The following is a 20,654-nucleotide window of genomic DNA, read 5'->3' as shown; positions in this document are numbered from 1 at the left end:
GACTCGGTCGGGGTGCATGAGAGCTTCTTCGAACTGGGCGGCCACTCGTTGCTCGCGACGCGGCTGCTCTCCCGCGTGCGCGCCGTGCTCGGCGTGGAACTGGAGATCCGAGCCGTTTTCGAGACGCCGACCGTCTCGGGACTGGCGGCTCGCCTGGCGAACGGGCGGGTGGGCGAACGACGGGTGGCCCTGGCCCGGGGAGTTCGTCCGGAGCGTCCGCCGCTGTCGTTCGCGCAGCGGAGGTTGTGGTTCCTCGGGCGACTGGACGGACCGAACGCGAGCTACAACATTCCCGTGGTCCTGCGCCTGTCCGGTGATCTGAACCGGGACGCGTTGTCGGCCGCGTTGCGGGATGTGGTGGGTCGGCACGAGGTGTTGCGGACCGTCTTCCCGATGGTGGACGGCGAGCCGTATCAGCGGGTGCTCGATTCCGGCGAATCGACCTGGGAGATCGAGCAGGAGGAGGTCGAGCCCGGGGGACTGGCTCAGGCGATCCTGCGGGCCACCGAGTACCCGATCGACCTCGCCGAGGAGATGCCGATCAAGGCGTGGCTGTTCTCGTCCGGCGACGACGAGCATGTGCTGGTCCTGGTGGTGCATCACATCGCCGGTGACGGTTGGTCTATGGGTCCGTTGGGTCGGGATATCTCGGCCGCCTACGCGGCTCGCTGCGCGGGACGCGCGCCCGCATGGGCGCCGTTGCCGGTGCAGTACGCGGACTACGCGCTCTGGCAGCGGGAGTTGCTGGGATCCGATGACGACCCGGACAGCGTGTTGGCGGCGCAGGTGGCGTACTGGCGCACCGCGCTGGCCGGGATTCCCGACCAGCTGGATCTGCCCGTCGATCGTCCGCGGCCGGCGGTGGTCGGATACCGGGGACATGCCGCCCCGTTGACCGTACCCGCCGAGCTGCACGACCGGTTGGCGCAGTTGGCGCGGGCCGAGGGCGTGACCGTGTTCATGGTGTTGCAGGCCGCGTTGGCGGTGTTGTTGTCCCGGTCGGGCGCCGGCACGGACATCCCGATCGGGACGACGGTGGCCGGACGCACCGACGAGGATCTGGACGACCTGGTCGGGTTCTTCGTGAACACGCTGGTGTTGCGGACCGACCTGTCCGGAGAGCCGACCTTCCGGCAGGTGCTGAGCCGGGTGCGCGAAGCCGGACTCGATGCCTTCGATCACCAGGACGTGCCCTTCGAGCGCTTGGTGGAGGAACTCGCGCCGAGCCGATCGCTCGCCCGGCACCCGCTGTTCCAGGTCATGCTGACCGTCCAGAACACGGCGCGGGCAACCCTCGACCTCCGGACCGTCCGGATCGACGCGCCGACGGCCGAGCTCACGGCCGGTCTGTCCACACCCGCGAAGTTCGATCTGGATGTGACCGTCGAGGAGGTCTTCGACGACCAGGGACGGCCCGCGGGCCTGCGGGGCGGCTTCCTCGGTGTCGCCGACCTGTTCGATGCCGAGTCGGTCGCGACGATGGCGGATCGCTGGGTCCGTGTCCTCGAAGCGGTAACCGCCGATCCACAGCGGCGAGTGCATGACGTCGACCTCTTCGACACCGACGAGCGCTCGCGAGTGTTGGTCGCGTGGAATGACACGGCGGTGGAAGTGCCGGCGGTGCCGGTGGCCGAGTCGTTCGCGGCTCGGGTGGTGGAGGCCGCGGACGCGGTGGCGGTGGTGGCCGGGGGTTCGGCGCTGTCGTATGGGGAGTTGGGTGGTCGGGTCGGTCGTCTGGCGCGGTATTTGGTGGGGTTGGGTGTCGGTCCCGAGTCGGTGGTCGCTGTGGTGTTGGGGCGCGGCCACGGGTTGATGACGGCGTTGTTGGGTGTGTCGGCTGCCGGTGGCGCGTATCTGGCCATCGATCCGATGCAGCCGGCCGAGCGGATCGGCTACCTGCTCGATGACGCCGCACCTGTGTTGGTGGTCACGGACAGCCTGCACGCGTCGCGGGTGCCGTCCACGTGGTCCGGGGCCGGGGTCGGGGCCGCGGTGCTGGTTCTCGACGAGCCTGCGGTGGTCGCGGCGTTGGAGAGCCTGCCGTCGTCGCCCGTGGGTGACGCCGATCGTTCGTCTCCGTTGTGGGGTTCGCATCCGGCTTATGTGGTCTACACGTCGGGTTCGACGGGTCGGCCGAAGGGCGTGGTGGTTTCGCAGGCGGGGTTTGCGAACACCGCTGCGGCGGGGCGTGTGCGGTTCGCGATCGGGGCGGGTTCGCGGATGGCGCAGTTCGCGTCGGTGGGGTTCGACAACTTCTGCCTGGAGTGGTCGGTGGCGCTGTCGTCGGGTGCGGCACTGGTGGTGGTGCCCGACGAGCGTCGGCTCGGTGCGGAGTTGGCCGGGTTCTTCGTCGACGAGGCGATCACACACGCGACGTTGCCGCCGGCGGTGTTGGCCGGTATGCCGTCCGCGCTGATTTCGTCGGACGTCGTGCTGGAGGTGGGCGGCGAGGCATGCCCACCCGAGCTGATGGCCCGGTGGGCCTCGGGTCGGGTGTTGTTCAACACGTACGGGCCGACCGAGACCACGGTGGACGCGGTGGCTTGGCGCTGCCGGCCGGAGGCGGGCGAGGTCGCGATCGGGAGGCCGATCGCGAATGCTCGGGCGTATGTGCTGGACGAGCGTCTCGCGCCCGTGCCGCCGGGGGTGACGGGTGAGTTGTATGTGGCCGGTGTGGGTCTGGCCCGGGGCTATCTCGGTCGGGCGGCGTTGACCGGTGAGCGGTTCGTGGCGTCGCCCTTCGGCTCGGGTGAGCGGATGTACCGGACCGGTGACCGGGCGCGGTGGACGGCGGCCGGTGAGCTGGTGTTCGCCGGGCGGGCGGACGATCAGGTGAAGATCCGGGGGTTCCGGATCGAACCCGGCGAGATCGAGGCCGCGCTGACCGCACACCCCCGGGTTGGCCAGGCGGTGGTACGCACCCGGCCCGGAAGCCCCGCGGCTCGCGCCGGTGACGAGCGACTCGTCGCATACGTCGTCGCGGTCGGCCCCGTTGTCGCCGAAACCGACGAAGACCTTACGGCGACCCTGCGCGCGTTCACTGCGGCCCGCCTGCCGGAGTACATGGTCCCGTCGGCGATCGTCGTCCTGGACGAGCTGCCGCTGACCGCCAATGGCAAGGTGGACCATGCCGCGCTGCCGACGCCCGACTACGTGACCGCGCGTACCGGTCGTGGTCCCTCGTCGGTGCGCGAGGAGGTGCTGTGTGCGGCCTTCGCCGAGGTGTTGGGCCTGACCTCGGTCGGGGTGGACGACAACTTCTTCGCTCTGGGCGGGCATTCGCTGCTCGCGGTGACTTTGGTCGAGCGGTTGCGGGTACGCGGGCTCTCGGTGTCGGTGCGGGCCCTGTTCGAGTCGCCGACGGTGGCCGGGCTGGCCGTCTCGGCCGGTGCGGACCTGGTCGCCGTCCCCGCGAATCGCATCCCTGCCGACGCGACGGCGTTGACGCCGGACATGTTGCCACTGGTGGATCTGTCCGAGGCCGAGGTCGCCCGCGTCGCCGCGTCGATCGACGGCGGGGCCGCCAACATCGCCGACGTCTACCCGCTTGCACCGCTGCAGGAAGGCATCCTCTTCCACCACCTGATGGCGGGTGAGCGCGAACGCGACGTCTACGTGACCTCGTTCGTGCTGGAATTCGACGCCCGTGAACGGCTGGACGGCTTCCTTCGCGCCCTTCAGCAGGTGATCGATCGGCACGACATCTACCGGACCGCGATCGTCTGGGACGGGCTCCCCGACCCGGTGCAGGTGGTGCAGCGACACGCTCCGCTTACGGTGCGCGAGGCGGCGCCTGTCGCCGCCGATGGAGATCCGGCCGCGCACCTTCTGGCCGCCGGTGGGCTGACCATGGACATCGGTCGTGCACCGCTGATCGACGCACACATCACGCCTGCGGCCGAAGCCGGCCGCTGGTACGGCATGTTGCGCGTGCACCACATGATTCAGGACCACACCGGCATGGAGGTCCTGCTTCGGGAGGTGCGGGCGTTCCTCTCCGGTCACGGTGACGACCTGGCGCCGGCACTGCCGTTCCGCGATTTTATGGTGCAGGCGCGTGAACGTCTGCGGGACGGCGGGCACGAGGCGTTCTTCGCCGACCTGCTCGGTGACGTCACCGAACCGACCGCGCCCTTCGGCCTGTTGGACGTGCGCGGCGACGGCGACGGTGTGCAGCGCGCCGATCTCCCGGTCCGGGACGAGGTCGGCACGCGGATTCGCGAGGTGGCCCGTCGGCTCGGAGTCAGCCCGGCCACCGTTTTGCATGTGGCCTGGGCCCAGGTGTTGTCGGCGCTCTCCGGTCGCGACGACGTCGTGTTCGGGACGGTGTTGTCCGGTCGAATGCACGCCGGTGCCGACGGCGATCGGGCGCTCGGGCTTTTCATGAACACCCTTCCCGTTCGGGCCGATCTGCGGAACATCGGTGCGCGAGCGGCGGTTTCGGCCATGCGCGACCGGTTGGCCGCGTTGCTGGAGCACGAACACGCGCCTTTGGCCGCCGCTCAGCGAGCCGCCGGGATTGCCGAGGACACACCGCTGTTCACCGCTTTGTTCAACTACCGGCACAGCGGTGGTCGGACGGCGAACGCGGATTCCGACGGGCCCCGAGGCGATGCGATCGTGTCCGGAATCCGCACGGTCTTCATGCTGGACCTCACCAACTTCCCGCTGGCCGTCTCCGTGGACGACCTGGGCACGGACGGCTTCGCGCTGACCGTGGACGTGGTGGCCCCCGGCGACCCGCATGTGGTCACCCGGATGTTGCACACCACCATCGAGAACCTGCTCGTGGCCCTGGAAGACGGCCTGGACCACGAAGACGCCCCCGACGTCCCCCTCGACACCGTGGCGGTCCTGGGCGCGGACGATCTCGGCCGGCTGTTGGTGGAGTGGAACGACACGTCTGCCGAGGTGGCTCGGGCGTCGGTGGCGGGGTTGTTGGGCCGGTGGGTGGAGGGGTCTCCGGATGCGGTGGCGCTGGTGTGTGGTGGGGAGGAGGTGTCGTTCGGGGAGTTGGATGCGCGGTCGGGTCGGTTGGCGGGCTACCTGACCGGTTTGGGGGTGGGTCGGGAGTCGGTGGTTGCGGTGGCGTTGGAGCGTGGTGTCGATCTGGTCGTGGCGTTGTTGGCGGTGTTGAAGGCGGGTGCGGCGTATCTGCCGATCGATCCGGGTGCGCCGGTGGATCGGGTTGCGTTCATGGTGGGGGACAGTCGTGCCTCGGTGTTGTTGAGTTCCGAGGATGTGTTGGACGAGTTGCCGGTGCGTGGTGTGGTGTCGGTGGCGTTGGACGACGCGGCTGTGCGGGGTGTGGTGGCGGCTTGTCCGGTGGCTGTGCCGGTGGTCGAGGTGTTGGAGGGTTTGGCGTATGTGATCTATACGTCGGGTTCGACGGGTCGGCCCAAGGGTGTTGCGGTGTCGCATCGTGGGTTGTCGGGTCTGGTGGCGTCGCAGGTGGAGCGGTTTGCTCTGGGCGCGGGGGATCGGGTCCTCCAGTTCGCGTCGATCGGGTTCGATGCGGCGTCGGCGGAGATGTGGGTGGCGTTGTGTGGTGGGGCGACGCTCGTGCTGGCTCCCGCCGACGAACTCCTGCCCGGCCCCGGCCTGGTCGACGTGATCAGGCGCAACGAGGTCACCCACGTGACCCTGCCACCCGCCGTGCTGAGCGTCCTGGACGAGCACGACCTGGACACCGTGCGCACGTTGGTGTCCGCCGGTGAGGCGTTGGGTGCGGATCTGGTGGCGCGGTGGGCTGCGGGTCGGCGGTTGATCAACGCGTACGGGCCGACGGAGACGACGGTGTGCGCGACGATGTCGGCGCCGTTGGCGGCGGGTGGTGAGCCGGTGGTGGGCACGCCGATCGTGAACACCCGGGCGTATGTGCTGGACGGTCGGCTTGCGCCGGTTCCGCCCGGCGTGGTGGGCGAGTTGTATGTGGCGGGTGCGGGTCTGGCCCGGGGCTATCTGGGCCGGTCGGGGTTGACGGCCGAGCGGTTCGTGGCCTGCCCGTTCGGGGGCGGTGGCGAGCGCATGTATCGCACCGGCGACCGGGCCCGCTGGACCGCCGACGGCCGACTGGTATTCGTCGGGCGCGCCGACGACCAGGTGAAGCTTCGCGGGTTCCGGATCGAACCGGCGGAGATCCAGGCAGTGTTGGCGGCTCATCCGCAGGTGGGTCAGGCCGCGGTGATCGCGCGCGCGGAATCGCAAGGCGAGCTGGTTCTGTCCGCCTATGTGGTGCCCACCGATCCCGGTGATGTCGGCGAGGATCTTCCGCGTTCGTTACGGGAGTTCGCCGCGCGTCGGCTCCCGGAGTACATGTTGCCGAGCGCGATCGTGGTGCTTGACGCGCTGCCGCTGACGGCCAACGGCAAGCTCGATCGGGCAGCGTTGCCCAGCGCCGATCGGTCGGGCGGGACGGTGGCGGAGGAGGTCGTGTCGACGCCGCGGGAGGAGATCCTGTGCGGGATGTTCGCCCAAGTGCTCGGGCTCGACTCGGTCGGGGTGCATGAGAGCTTCTTCGAACTCGGCGGCCACTCCCTGCTCGCGACGCGGTTGGTTTCGCGCGTGCGGGCCGTGCTGGGTGTGGAGTTGGAGATCCGGGCCCTGTTCGAGACGCCCACGGTCTCGGGGCTGGCCGCTCGGCCGGCGGACGCGCGAGTGGGCGCGGTGCGGGCGCCGCTGCGCGAGCGGCCTCGCCCGGAGCGACTGCCGTTGTCGTTCGCGCAGCGGCGGTTGTGGTTCCTCGGGCGGTTGGACGGCCCCAACCCGGGCTACAACATGCCGGAGGTGTTGCGGCTGTCGGGTGATCTCGACCGTGCCGCGCTGTCGGCAGCCTTGCGGGATGTGGTGGGTCGGCACGAGGTGTTGCGGACCGTCTTCCCGATGGTCGACGGCGAGCCGTACCAGCGTGTCCTGGATCCCGCCGAACTGAACTGGGACCTGGAGTACGAGGAGGTCACCGCCGAGGAACTGCCGCACGCCGTCGCGACGGCAACGGACCACGCGTTCGATTTCGCGGACGAGATTCCCATTCGGGCCTGGCTCTTCCGGTGCGACGAAGAGCATGTGCTGGTCCTGGTGGTGCATCACATCGCGGGCGACGGTTGGTCGATGGGTCCGTTGGGTCGGGACATCTCGGCCGCCTATGCGGCCCGTTGCGCGGGACGCGCACCGGAGTGGGCGCCGTTGCCGGTGCAGTACGCGGACTACGCGCTCTGGCAGCGGGAGTTGCTGGGCGAGGACGACGATCCGGCCGGTCTGATGTCCGGGCAGGTGGCGTATTGGCGAACAGCCCTCGCGGGGCTTCCCGAGGAACTCGACCTGCCCGTCGACCGCCCGCGCTCGACCACCGCCGGGCACGACGCCCACGTCACCCGGTTGGCGATACCCGCCGAATTGCACGACGAGCTGGTGCGGGTCGCCCGGGCCGAGGGTGTGACCGTGTTCATGGTGTTGCAGGCCGCGTTGGCGGTGCTGCTGTCCCGGCTGGGCGCGGGGACCGACATCCCGATCGGGACGACGGTGGCCGGACGTACCGACGAGGGCCTGGACGACCTGGTCGGGTTCTTCGTGAACACGCTGGTGTTGCGGACCGACCTCACCGGGGATCCGACCTTCCGCGAGGTCCTGGGTCGGGTCCGTGAGGCGGGCCTGGGCGCGTACGAGCACCAGGACGTGCCGTTCGAGCGGTTGGTGGAGGAACTCGCGCCGACCCGGTCGCTGAATCGGCATCCGCTGTTCCAGGTGATGTTGACGCTCCAGAACACCGCACGCGCGGCGCTGGACCTGTCGGGGGTACGGGCGGGCGCGCCGCCCGAGGTCGGTGTGGCACCGCTGTCACCGGCCGCCGCGGCGAAGTTCGACCTCGACGTGACCGCCGAGGAGACCTACGACGAGCAGGGCAGGCCCGCCGGGATCCGAGGGTCGATCGTGGCCTCGGCCGACCTGTTCGACCCGGGTTCGATCGAGACGATGGCCGATCGGTGGATTCGCGTGCTGGGGACGTTGGTCGCGGATCCGAGCCTGCGGCTCGGCGCGGCGGACGTGCTGGACGACGACGAGCGCGCCCGGATCCTGGTCGCGTGGAACGACACGGCGGCTTCGGCGGTCGAGGTTCCGGCGCCGACCGTGATCGACGGATTCCTGACCCGAGTGGTGGAGGCCGCGGACGCGGTGGCGGTGGTGGCCGGGGGTTCGGCGCTGTCGTATGGGGAGTTGGGTGGTCGGGTCGGTCGTCTGGCGCGGTATTTGGTGGGGTTGGATGTCGGTCCCGAGTCGGTGGTGGCCGTGGTGTTGGGGCGCGGCCACGGGTTGATGACGGCGTTGTTGGGTGTGTCGGCTGCCGGTGGCGCGTATCTGGCCATCGATCCGACGCAGCCGGCCGAGCGGATCGGCTACGTGCTGGATGATGCGGCGCCGGTCCTGGTGGTCACGGACACCGCGAACGCCGGGCGGGTGCCGTCCACGTGGGTCGGGGCCGCGGTGCTGGTTCTCGACGAGCCTGCGGTGGTCGCGGCGTTGGAGAGCCTGCCGTCGTCGCCCGTGGGTGACGCCGATCGTTCGTCTCCGTTGTGGGGTTCGCATCCGGCTTATGTGGTCTACACGTCGGGTTCGACGGGTCGGCCGAAGGGCGTGGTGGTTTCGCAGGCGGGGTTTGCGAACACCGCTGCGGCGGGGCGTGTGCGGTTCGCGATCGGGGCGGGTTCGCGGATGGCGCAGTTCGCGTCGGTGGGGTTCGACAACTTCTGCCTGGAGTGGTCGGTGGCGCTGTCGTCGGGTGCGGCACTGGTGGTGGTGCCCGACGAGCGTCGGCTCGGTGCGGAGTTGGCCGGGTTCTTCGTCGACGAGGCGATCACACACGCGACGTTGCCGCCCGCCGTCTTGGCCGGACTGGCCGTCGAGGCGATGCGGTCGGACCTGGTCCTGGAGGTGGGCGGCGAGGCATGCCCGCCGGAACTGGCGGCTCGTTGGGCGCCCGGTCGGGTCATGTTCAACACGTACGGGCCGACCGAGACGACCGTGGACGCCACGGTGTGGCGCTGCCGGCCCGGGGTGGGCGAGGTTCCGATCGGGAGGCCGATCGCGAATGCTCGGGCGTATGTGCTGGACGAGCGTCTCGCGCCCGTGCCGCCGGGGGTGACGGGTGAGTTGTATGTGGCCGGTGTGGGTCTGGCCCGGGGCTATCTCGGTCGGGCGGCGTTGACCGGTGAGCGGTTCGTGGCGTCGCCCTTCGGCTCGGGTGAGCGGATGTACCGGACGGGCGACCGGGCGCGGTGGACGGCGGCCGGCGAGTTGGTCTTCGCCGGGCGGGCGGACGATCAGGTGAAGATCCGGGGGTTCCGGATCGAACCCGGCGAGATCGAGGCCGCATTGGCCGCACACCCCCGGGTCGCACGGGTTGCCGTGGTCGTGCGTGCCGACACTGCCCAGGGCGTGTCCGGGGACCGGCGCCTGGTTGCCTACGTCGTGCCGCGCGATCGTGAGCTGCCCGAGCAACTGCCCGAGGCGCTTCGGAGGTTCGCTGCCGCTCGGTTGCCGGAGTACATGGTTCCGTCTGCGGTCGTCGTGCTGGACGCCATCCCGCTGACCGCGAACGGGAAGTTGGACCGCAAGGCGTTGCCCGCTCCCGAATATCCGACCGGGACGAATGGTCGTGGCCCGTCCTCGCTGCGTGAGGAGGTGCTGTGCGCGGCGTTCGCCGAGGTGCTGGGTCTGCCGTCGGTCAGGGTGGACGACAATTTCTTCGCTCTGGGCGGGCATTCGCTGCTCGCGGTGACGTTGGTCGAGCGGTTGCGGGCGCGAGGGGTCTCGGTGTCGGTGCGGGCCCTGTTCGAGGCGCCGACGGTGGCCGGGCTGGCCGCGTCGGCCGGTGCGGAACCGGTGTCCGTCCCGGCGAACCGGATCCCGGCCGACGCGACGACGTTGACGCCGGACATGTTGCCACTGGTGGATCTGTCCGAGGCCGAGGTCGCCCGCGTCGCCGCGTCGATCGACGGCGGAGCCGCCAACATCGCCGACGTCTACCCGCTCGCACCGCTCCAGCAGGGCATCCTCTTCCACCACCTGATGGCGGGTGACGAAGAGCGCGACGTGTACATATCCCCGTTCGTGCTGGAATTCGACACACGGGAGCGCCTCGACGCATTCCTGCGGGCCCTTCAAGAGGTGATCGACCGGCACGACATCTACCGCACGGCGATCCTGTGGGACGGCGTCCCGGATCCGCTGCAGGTGGTGCAGCGGCATGCTCCGCTGCCGGTGCGGGAGATCGCGCCGGCCGAGGGTGGAGACGACGCCGTCGCGCGACTGCTGGCCGCCGGTGGGCCGACCATGGACGTCGGTCGTGCACCGTTGATCGACGCACATGTCACACCCGCGCCCGAAGCCGGTCGCTGGTACGGCATGTTGCGCGTGCACCACATGATTCAGGACCACACCGGGATGGAGGTCCTGCTCCAGGAGGTGCGCGCCTTCCTCGCCGGTCGCGGCGGTGAACTGGCGCCGGCACTGCCGTTCCGGGACTTCGTGGTGCAGGCGCGGGAGAGTCTGCGGCACGGTGGTCACGAGGAGTTCTTCGCGGAGCTGTTGGGCGATGTCACCGAGACCACGGCGCCGTTCGGGCTGTTGAATGTGCGCGGTGACGGCAGCGGTGTGCGGCGGGCCGAGTTGCCGGTGGCGGACGACGTGGCCGTGCGGATCCGGAAGGTGGCGCGAGACCTCGGGGTCACGCCCGCGACGCTCCTGCATGTGGCCTGGGCACGCGTGTTGTCGGTGCTCTCCGGACGGGACGACGTCGTGTTCGGAACGGTGTTGTTCGGTCGGATGAACGCGGGTGCCGGTGCCGATCGCGCGTCGGGTCTGTTCATGAACACGCTGCCGGTACGGGTACGTACCGACAGGGTGGGCGCGTCGGCGGCCGTCGCCGCGATGCGGGACCAGCTTGCCGCGCTGATGGAGCACGAACACGCCCCGCTGGTGGTCGCCCAGCAGGCGAGCGGGATCAGCGGAGACATGCCGCTGTTCACCGCCTTCTTCAACTACCGCTACGGCGGCGACCAAGGTGACCGGAGCCCCACAACCGACCAGGACGGCCAAGACCCGCGAGGGGTCGGTCCGGGCGACGACGGTCCCGCGGGAATCCGTACGGTGTTCGCGTTGGAGTTGACGAACTTCCCGCTCGCGGTCTCGGTCGACGACCTCGGTGCGGACGGCTTCGCGTTGACCGTGGATGCAACCACTCCCGGTGATCCGCACGTGGTCACGCGTCTGCTGCACACGACGATCGAGAACCTCCTCGGCGCCCTCGCGAACGATGCCGACCGCGATGGACCGGACGTCCCCCTGAACTCGGTCGCGGTGCTGGACGACGCCGAGCGGGCCCGCCTGCTGGTGGAGTGGAACGACACGGCGGTGGAGCTGCCGACCGATGCGGTGCCGGCGATGTTCGCGGCTCGAGTGATCGATTCACCGGACGCGATAGCGGTGTTGTGCGACGGTGTCGAGACCTCGTACGCCGCGTTGGACGCGCGTGCGGGCGGCCTGGCGCGGTTGTTGCGCGAGCACGGGGTCGGTATCGGCTCGGTGGTGGGTCTGTGTCTGCCGCGTGGTGTCGATGCGGTGGTGGCGATCCTGGCGGCGTGGCGGGTCGGTGCCGCGTATCTGCCGATCGACCCGGCGTACCCGTCGGACCGGATCACGTTCATGCTGGCGGACAGTCGGGCAAGCACCCTGATCAGCACCACCGCACTGCTCGAAGAACGCCTCGCCGCACTGCGCGACGACCTTCCCGCGCATCAACTGTCCACGATCGCGGTCGACGACCCGGCCTCGCGTCCCGAGGACGCGGCCACCGAGCCGTGGGCCTCCGTGCAGCCCGCGGAGTTGGCGTATGTGATCTATACGTCGGGTTCGACGGGTCGGCCGAAGGGTGTGGCGGTCACGCACGGCGGGTTGGCGAACTATGTGGCGTGGGCTGTCGAGGCGTACGGGATGGGGGCCTCGGGTGGTGCGCCGTTGCACTCGTCGTTGGCGTTCGACCTGACGGTGACGAGTGTGTTGTTGCCGCTGGTGTCCGGGTCGCCGGTGACGGTGAGTGGTGAGGGCGGCGCGGATGGCCTGGCGGATCTGCTGCGCTCCGGTCCCGGCTTCGACCTGGTGAAGGTGGTGCCCGCCCATCTGCCGCTGCTGGGGGAGATCCTCTCCGCCGACGAGGCTGCCGGTTCCGCGCGGTGTGTGGTGGTCGGTGGTGAGGCGTTGTTCGGGGCGGATGTGGCGGGGTGGTTGGCGCGGTCGCCGGGTTCGGTGGTGGTGAACGAGTACGGGCCGACCGAGACGGTGGTGGGTTGTTGTGTCTTCGAGGTTCGTGCGGGTGACGAGGTGTCGTCGGGTCCGGTGCCGATCGGTCGGGCGATCGCGAATACGCGGTTGTTCGTGCTGGGTGGGGATCTTGCTCCGGTTCCGGTGGGTGTGATCGGCGAGCTGTATATCGCGGGTGCCGGGCTGGCTCGGGGTTACGTTTCGCGGCCGGGGTTGACGGCGGACAGGTTCGTGGCGTGCCCGTTCGCCGTGGGCGAGCGGATGTACCGCACCGGGGACCGGGTGATGTGGACCGACGGCGGCCGGCTCGTGTACCTCGGTCGCGGTGACGAGCAGGTCAAGATTCGTGGATTCCGGGTCGAGCCCGGTGAGATCGAGAGCACACTCGCCGCGCATCCGCTGGTCGCCCGTGCGGTGGTGGTCGCGCGTGAGGACTCCCCGGGGGACAAGCGGCTGGTCGGCTATGTCGTGCCCGTCGAGGCCGGTGCCGCGGCGGACGGCGAACTGCCGGGGGAACTGCTCCGGTTCACCGCGATCCGGCTGCCCGACCACATGGTTCCCGCGGCCGTCGTGGTGCTCGACGCGCTTCCGCTGACCGTCAACGGCAAGTTGGATCGCAACGCACTGCCCGCGCCGGAGTATGCCTCCGGCCTCGGCGGCCGTGGTCCCTCCTCGGTGCGCGAGGAGGTGTTGTGCGCGGTCTTCGCCGAGGTGTTGGGCGTGCCGTCGGTGGGGGTGGACGACAACTTCTTCACGCTGGGCGGGCATTCGCTGCTGGCCATCACGCTGGTGGAGCGGTTGCGGGCGCGGGGCGTCTCGGTGTCGGTTCGGGCCCTGTTCCAGTCGCCCACGGTGGCCGGACTGGCGTCTGCCGCGGGGCCGATCCCGGTGCGCGTGCCGGTGAACCGAATCCCGGCCGACGCCACCGCACTGACGCCGGAGATGTTGCCGCTCGTCGACCTGTCGGCCGTCGAGGTCGGGCGGCTGGTCGGGTCGATCGAGGGCGGTGCCGCGAACATCGCCGACGTGTACCCGTTGGCGCCGCTCCAGGAGGGCATCCTTTTCCATCACCTGATGGCCGGTGACGACGAACGCGACGTCTACGTCTCGCCGTTCGTTCTGGAGTTCGACACGGCGGCTCGGCTCGACGCCTTCCTGTGGGCGCTCCGGCAGGTGATCGACCGGCACGACATCTACCGGACCGCGATCGTGTGGGAGGGCGTGCCCGAGCCGGTCCAGGTGGTCCAGCGGCACGCACCACTGAATGTGCGGGAGATCGACCTCGGTCCGGAAAGCGGCGATCCGGTGGCCGCGTTGGTTGCCGCAGGCGGGCTGAGCATGAACATCGGCCGGGCACCGCTGATCGACGCGCACAGCACGCGCCTGCCCGACGGGACCCGGCTGTTGTGCCTCCTGCGGGTGCACCACATCATCCAGGACCACGTCGGCATGGAGGTCCTGCTCCAGGAGGTGCGGGCGTTCCTCGCCGGTCGCGGCGATGAACTGGCGCCGGCGTTGCCGTTCCGGGATTTCGTGGTGCAGGCGCGGGAGAGTCTGCGGAACGGTGGTCACGAGGAGTTCTTCGCGGAGTTGTTGGGTGATGTGACCGAGACGACGGCTCCGTTCGGGTTGTTGGATGTGCGTGGTGACGGGACCGGTGTGCGGCGGGCCGAGTTGCCGGTGGCGGATGTGGTGGCCGTGCGGATTCGGGAGGTGGCGCGGGGGCTGGGTGTGAGTCCCGCGACGTTGCTGCATGTGGCCTGGGCGCGGGTGTTGTCGGTATTGGCGGGGCGGGACGATGTCGTGTTCGGGACGGTGTTGTTCGGTCGGATGAACGCGGGTGCCGGTGCCGATCGTGCGTTGGGTCTGTTCATGAACACGTTGCCGGTGCGGGCGCGTACCGAGGGCGTGGGCGCCTTGGCGGCAGTGGCCGCGATGCGGGACCAACTCGCCGCGTTGCTCGAACACGAGCACGCACCGCTCTCGCTCGCGCAGCAGGCGAGCGGGATCACCGGCGACGCACCGCTGTTCACCGCCTTCTTCAACTACCGCTACAGCGGCGAGCCGGAGAATGGGCGCGAGGCCGACCCGCGGCCGGGCCCGGGCGCGCCCGACGGTCGCACCGACGACGACACGATGGGCGTTCGTACGGTCTTCATGGAGGACCTGACCAACTTCCCGCTGGTGGTGTCCGTGGATGACCTCGGCGCCGAGGGCTTCGGGTTGACCGTGGACGCGGCGGCGCCGGTCGATCCGCATGTGGTCACGCGGATGTTGCACACCACGATCGAGAACTTCCTCACCGTCCTGGCCGACGCCACCGCGCGTACGGTCGGCGCGGACGGCGTGGGCCTCCCGAACACGGCCGCCGGCGACGTTCCGCTGGGCAGCGTGGACGTACTGGACGACGCCGAGCGGTCCCGGCTGCTGCTGGACTGGAACGACACCGCGCTGGACGTTCCCACGGCCACGGTTCCGGAGTTGTTCGCGGCCCAGGTGGCCCGGGCACCGCACGCGGTGGCCGTGGCCGGTGACGGGTTCGAGCTGAGCTACGCGGAGTTGCACGCCCGGGCCGATCGGCTGGCGCGGTACCTGGCCGGGTCGGGGGTCGGGCCGGAGTCGGTCGTCGCCGTGCTGCTGGAGCGTGGCGTCGAACTGGTGGTGGCGCTGCTCGCGGTCTGGAAGGCCGGCGCGGCCTACCTGCCGATCGACCCCAAGCAGCCGACCGACCGGATCATGTTCATGCTCACCGACAGCCGGGCGATGGCGCTGGTGGGCACGGAAGAGCTCCTGGAGGACCTGCCGCTCGGGCACATCCTGACGATCGCGCTGGACGACGACCGGGTGCGGGGCGCCCTCGCGGCGCCCGTGACCGGACCCGCAACGGTCGCCGCGGCCCGGCCCGAGGGCCTCGCCTACGTGATCTACACCTCGGGCTCGACGGGCACGCCCAAGGCCGTCCTGGTGTCGCACGCCGGCGCGGTGAACCTGGTCGCGGCACGCGGACTCGACCTGGACGGGAACAGCCGGGTGCTCCAGTTCGCCTCGGTGGGCTTCGACGCCGCGACCTGGGAGCTGCTGATGGCACTGTGCTCGGGAGCACGTCTCGTGGTGGCGCCGGCGGAAGAACTCCTGCCCGGCGCGGGCATGATCGACCTCGTCGATCGGCACCGGGTGACCCACCTGCTGCTGCCGCCCACCGTGCTGGGCCTCCTCGACCCCGACGATCTTCCGTCGGTCTCCACACTCCTGTCCGGCGGCGAGGCGCTGGACGCCGAACTGGTGGCCGGATGGGCGCCGGGTCGGCGATTGATCAACGCCTACGGGCCGACGGAGATGTCGGTGGTGGCGACCATGTCCGAGCCGCTGCGGCCGGGCGACGAACCGGTGATCGGCGCGCCGATCGTCAACACCCGCGCCTACGTGCTCGACGAGTACCTCAACCCGGTGCCGCCGGGAGTGGTCGGCGAGCTGTACGTGGCCGGCGCGGGCGTCGCGCGGGGCTACCTGGGCCGTCCCGGGCTCACCGGCCTGCGCTTCGTCCCGGACCGGTTCGCCGCCGACGGCTCGCGGATGTACCGGACCGGGGACCGGGTCGGGTGGACCGACGACGGGCGGTTGAGGTTCGCCGGGCGGGCCGACGACCAGATCAAGATCCGCGGCTTCCGGATCGAACCGGGGGAGATCGAGGCGCTGTTGGTCGCTCATCCGCGGGTGGCCCGGGCCGCGGTGATCGCCCGTGAGGACGTGCCGGGCGACAAGCGGCTCGTCGCCTACGTCGTGGCCGCCGCCGCAAGCGGCCAGGCCGCCGTGCTCGATCACGAACTCCCCGAGCTGCTGCGCCGATTCGCGGCGGAGAAGATGCCCGAGTACATGGTGCCCGCTGCCGTGGTCGTGCTGTCCGTGCTGCCGATGACGCCGAACGGGAAGCTGGACCGCAAGGCACTGCCCGCGCCGGAGTACACCGGAGCCGGCGACGCGGGCCGGGCCGCGACCGATGCCCGGGAGGAAATCCTGTGCGGGGTGTTCGCCCAGGTTCTGGGTCTGGAGACGGTCGGCGTCGACGACGACTTCTTCGACCTCGGCGGGCACTCGCTGCTGGCGACCCGGTTGGTGTCCAGGGTGCGTGCGGTGCTGGGCGCGGAGATCGCGATCCGGGAGCTGTTCGAGGCGCCCACCGCGGCCACGCTCGCGGCGCGGATCGCCGAGTCGGGGACGGGTGCGGTACGCCCGGCGCTGACCGTGCGCAAGCGACCCGAGCCGCTGCCGTTGTCCTTCGCCCAGCGGCGGTTGTGGTTCATCGAACAGTTGGAGGGCCCGAACCCGACGTACAACATCCCGGTGGTGGTGGGCCTGTCGGGCGACCTGGACGAAGAAGCGCTGGCGGACGCGCTGCGGGACGTGATCGCACGGCACGAGGTGCTGCGTACCGTGTTCCCGGTCGCGGACGGCGAGCCGTACCAGCACATCCTCGACCCGGCCGGGTTCGAGTGGGAGCTGCGGGTGCGCCGCGTCGCAGCCGACGAACTGGCGCCGGCGGTCGCTCGGGCGAGCGAGTACGCCTTCGACCTGTCCACCGAAATACCGATCCGTGCATGGCTGTTCCGCTCCGAGGAGGAGTGCGTTCTGGTCGCGGTGGTGCATCACATCGCGGGCGACGGATGGTCGTGGGAACCGCTGGGCCGGGACATCGCCCAGGCGTACACGGCCCGCCGCGCGGGCGAGGAGCCGGCGTGGGAGCCGCTGCCGGTGCAGTACGCCGACTACGCGCTGTGGCAGCGCGAGTTGCTGGGCGGCGAGGGCGACCCGAACAGTGTGTTGTCGGCCCAGGTCGCCTACTGGCGCGAGACCCTGGCCGGAGTGCCCGAGGAACTCCCCTTGCCGGTCGACCACTCGCGTCCGCCGGTCGCCACTCACGTCGGCCACAGCGTGCCGTTGGAGATCCCGGCCGAGACGCACACTCGTGTGGTCGAACTGGCGCGGGCCGAGGGCGTGACCGTGTTCATGGTCCTCCAGGCCGCGCTGGCGGTGCTGTTGTCGAAGCTGGGCGCCGGTTCCGACATCCCGATCGGCGCGGCCGTCGCCGGACGCACCGACGAGGCACTGGACGACTCGGTCGGGTGTTTCGTGAACAGCCTGGTGATGCGCACCGACCTCTCCGGAGACCCCACGTTCCGCGAACTGCTGGGCCGGGTCCGCGACGCCGGACTGGGCGCGTTCGGCAACCAGGACGTGCCGTTCGAGCGATTGGTGGAGGAACTCGCGCCCGCCCGTTCGCTCGCCCGGCACCCGCTCTTCCAGGTCATGCTCACGGTGCAGAACAACGCGCGCGCCGCGCTGGACCTGCCCGGCGTACGCACCGACGCGCCGACCACGGACGCCGCCTCGGACCTGCCCTCGGTGGCCAAGTTCGACCTGGACGTCACCGTCGCCGAGGCGTTCGACCGGCATGGCCGGCGTGCCGGCCTGCTGGGTTGGGTGACCGGCACCGCGGACCTGTTCGACGCGGACACCGTCCGGTCGATCACCGATCGATGGGTCCGGGCCCTGGCCGAACTGACCGCAGAGCCGAGCACCCGAATGGGCACGCTCGACGTGCTGGACGCGGACGAGCGTGCGCGTGTGTTGGTGGAGTGGAACGACACGTCTGCCGAGGTGGCTCGGGCGTCGGTGGTGGGGTTGTTGGGCCGGTGGGTGGAGGGGTCTCCGGATGCGGTGGCGCTGGTGTGCGGTGGGGAGGAGGTGTCGTTCGGGGAGTTGGATGCGCGGTCGGGTCGGTTGGCGGGCTACCTGACCGGTTTGGGGGTGGGCCGCGAGTCGGTGGTTGCGGTGGCGTTGGAGCGTGGTGTCGACCTGGTCGTGGCGTTGTTGGCGGTGTTGAAGGCGGGTGCGGCGTATCTGCCGATCGATCCGGGTGCGCCGGTGGATCGGGTTGCGTTCATGGTGGGGGACAGTCGTGCCTCGGTGTTGTTGAGTTCCGAGGATGTGTTGGACGAGTTGCCGGTGCGTGGTGTGGTGTCGGTGGCGTTGGACGATCCGGCTGTGCGGGGTGCGGTGGCGGCTTGTCCGTTGGCTGTGCCGGTGGTCGAGGTGTTGGAGGGTTTGGCGTATGTGATCTATACGTCGGGTTCGACGGGTCGGCCCAAGGGTGTTGCGGTGTCGCATCGTGGGTTGTCGGGTCTGGTGGCGTCGCAGGTGGAGCGGTTTGCTCTGGGTGCGGGGGATCGGGTGTTGCAGTTCGCGTCGATCGGGTTCGATGCGGCGTCGGCCGAGATGTGGGTGGCGTTGTGTGGTGGGGCGACGCTCGTGCTGGCTCCCGCCGACGAACTCCTGCCCGGGGCAGGCCTGGCCGAGGTGATCGCCCGGGACGGCGTCACGCACGTCACGTTGCCGCCGGCGGTCGTGAGCGTGATGGACGAACGGGACCTGGCCGGTGTGCGGACCCTCGTTTGTGCCGGTGAGGCGTTGGGTGCGGATCTGGTGGCGCGGTGGGCTGTGGGTCGGCGGTTGATCAACGCGTACGGGCCGACGGAGACGACGGTGTGCGCGACGATGTCGGCGCCGTTGGCGGCGGGTGGTGAACCGGTGGTGGGCACGCCGATCGTGAACACCCGGGCGTATGTGCTGGACGGTCGGCTTGCTCCGGTTCCGCCCGGGGTGGTGGGCGAGTTGTATGTGGCGGGTGCGGGTCTGGCCCGGGGCTATCTGGGCCGGTCGGGGTTGACGGCCGAGCGGTTCGTGGCCTGCCCGTTCGGGGGCGGTGGCGAGCGCATGTATCGCACCGGCGACCGGGCCCGCTGGACCGCCGACGGCCGACTGGTATTCGTCGGGCGGGTCGACGACCAGGTCAAGATCCGGGGCTTCCGGATCGAGCCCGGTGAGATACAGAGCGCCATCGAAGCACACCCCGACGTCGCCCGCGCCGCGGTGATCGCCCACGAGGACGCGCCCGGCGAGCTTCGGCTCGTTGCCTACGTCGTCCCGAGCGACCCACGCACCATGGATGTCGGGGACGACGACGGCGAGTACGAGAGTGGACTCGCCGAGCGCCTGCGCGAGTTCGCGGCTCGGCGACTGCCCGCGTACATGGTCCCGTCGGCCGTGGCGGTCCTCGAGGCGCTCCCGCTGACCGCGAACGGCAAGCTCGACCGCAAGGCCCTGCCCGATCCGGGGCGCGGCGGCGGAGGGGCTTCCGGTACGGGCTCCGGCCGAACTCCGGTCACGTCGTTGGAGGTGCTGGCGTGCGAGGTGTTCGCCGCGACCCTGGGCGTGGACTCGGTGGGAGCGGACGACAACTTCTTCGAGCTGGGCGGACACTCCCTGCTCGCGGTCACCCTGGTCGCCGAACTGGCCGCGCGCGGCGTGTCGGTGCCGGTCCGGACGGTGTTCGCGGCGCCGACCCCGGCCGAGTTGGTGCGGCGGATGAATCTGGGCGCGGTCCGGGACGCGCTGGGCGTGCTGTTGCCGATCAAGGCCCAGGGGGAAGGGCTGCCCTTCTTCGCGCTGCCTCCCGGCGCCGGCTTGAGTTGGTGCTACACGCCGTTGGCCCGGCACATCGACGCGGACGTCCCGCTGTACGGACTCCAGGCCCCGGGCCTGGACGGTGTCCGCGAGATGTCCCGGTCGGTCGGCGAAATGGCGGACGTCTACCTGGAGCAGATCCGCGGCATCCAGCCCAAGGGCCCCTACCACCTGCTGGGATGGTCCTTCGGCGGCATGCTCGGACACGAGATCGCGGTCCGGCTGCGAGCCGCGGGCGAAGAGGTCGCCGCACTCGTGATCATGGACACCTATCCGGCGACCGCCTTGACCGACCCGAAGGCGCGCGACGAAGAGGTCGAGAGCCCCGGGAGCGGCTCCGCGGACGAGGCCGACGACGATCGCGCCGAACCGACCGAGCGCATGCGGGCCGTGCGACGGGAGGCGGGCTTCGAAGGCGCCGTCTCCGACGACGAGTTGCTGATGCTGGCCCGGATCCGGCGCAACAACGGCAACATCGGCGCCGACCACGAGTACGGCCGGTTCGACGGGAACGTGGTGCTGGTGGTCGCCGAGCAGGACAAGCCTGCCGGGTTCGTCGGCGCGGACAGCTGGCGACCGCACGTGAGCGGTGAGATCACCGAGGTGCGGTTGCCCTGCGCCCACGCGGAGTTGGTTCTCCCGGAGATGCTCGACCGGATCTGGTCGGCCGTGGCGGAACGGCCGGGCGCGGACCCGCGGTGAACGAGGTAGGGCGGGCCCGAAAGCGGGCCCGCCCTACGCCGCGGAGGCGCGAGCGCCGGAGATCGACGCAGCGTGGCCCCGAGCCCATCATCAGGACTCGGGGCCACGCTGCGGTG

1 protein-coding gene (running past one end of the window) is annotated in these 20,654 nt (G+C 70.4%); it reads left to right on the top strand.

Annotated elements, in window-relative coordinates:
* Window positions 1–20,538 carry the 3' portion of a non-ribosomal peptide synthase/polyketide synthase gene (locus tag ACIBSV_RS44855; RefSeq protein WP_395873285.1) on the top strand. The gene continues 3,003 nt to the left of window position 1, outside the view, so only the last 20,538 of its 23,541 coding nucleotides appear in the window; its start codon lies off the left edge, out of view; its stop codon occupies window positions 20,536–20,538.
* The last annotated feature ends 116 nt before the right edge of the window (window positions 20,539–20,654 follow it).

Source organism: Embleya sp. NPDC050154 (genome assembly GCF_044460165.1).
Lineage (GTDB): Bacteria > Actinomycetota > Actinomycetes > Streptomycetales > Streptomycetaceae > Embleya.
The sequence above is the reverse complement of the archived record's forward strand: the minus strand, read 5'-3'. Positions and strand labels throughout refer to the sequence as shown.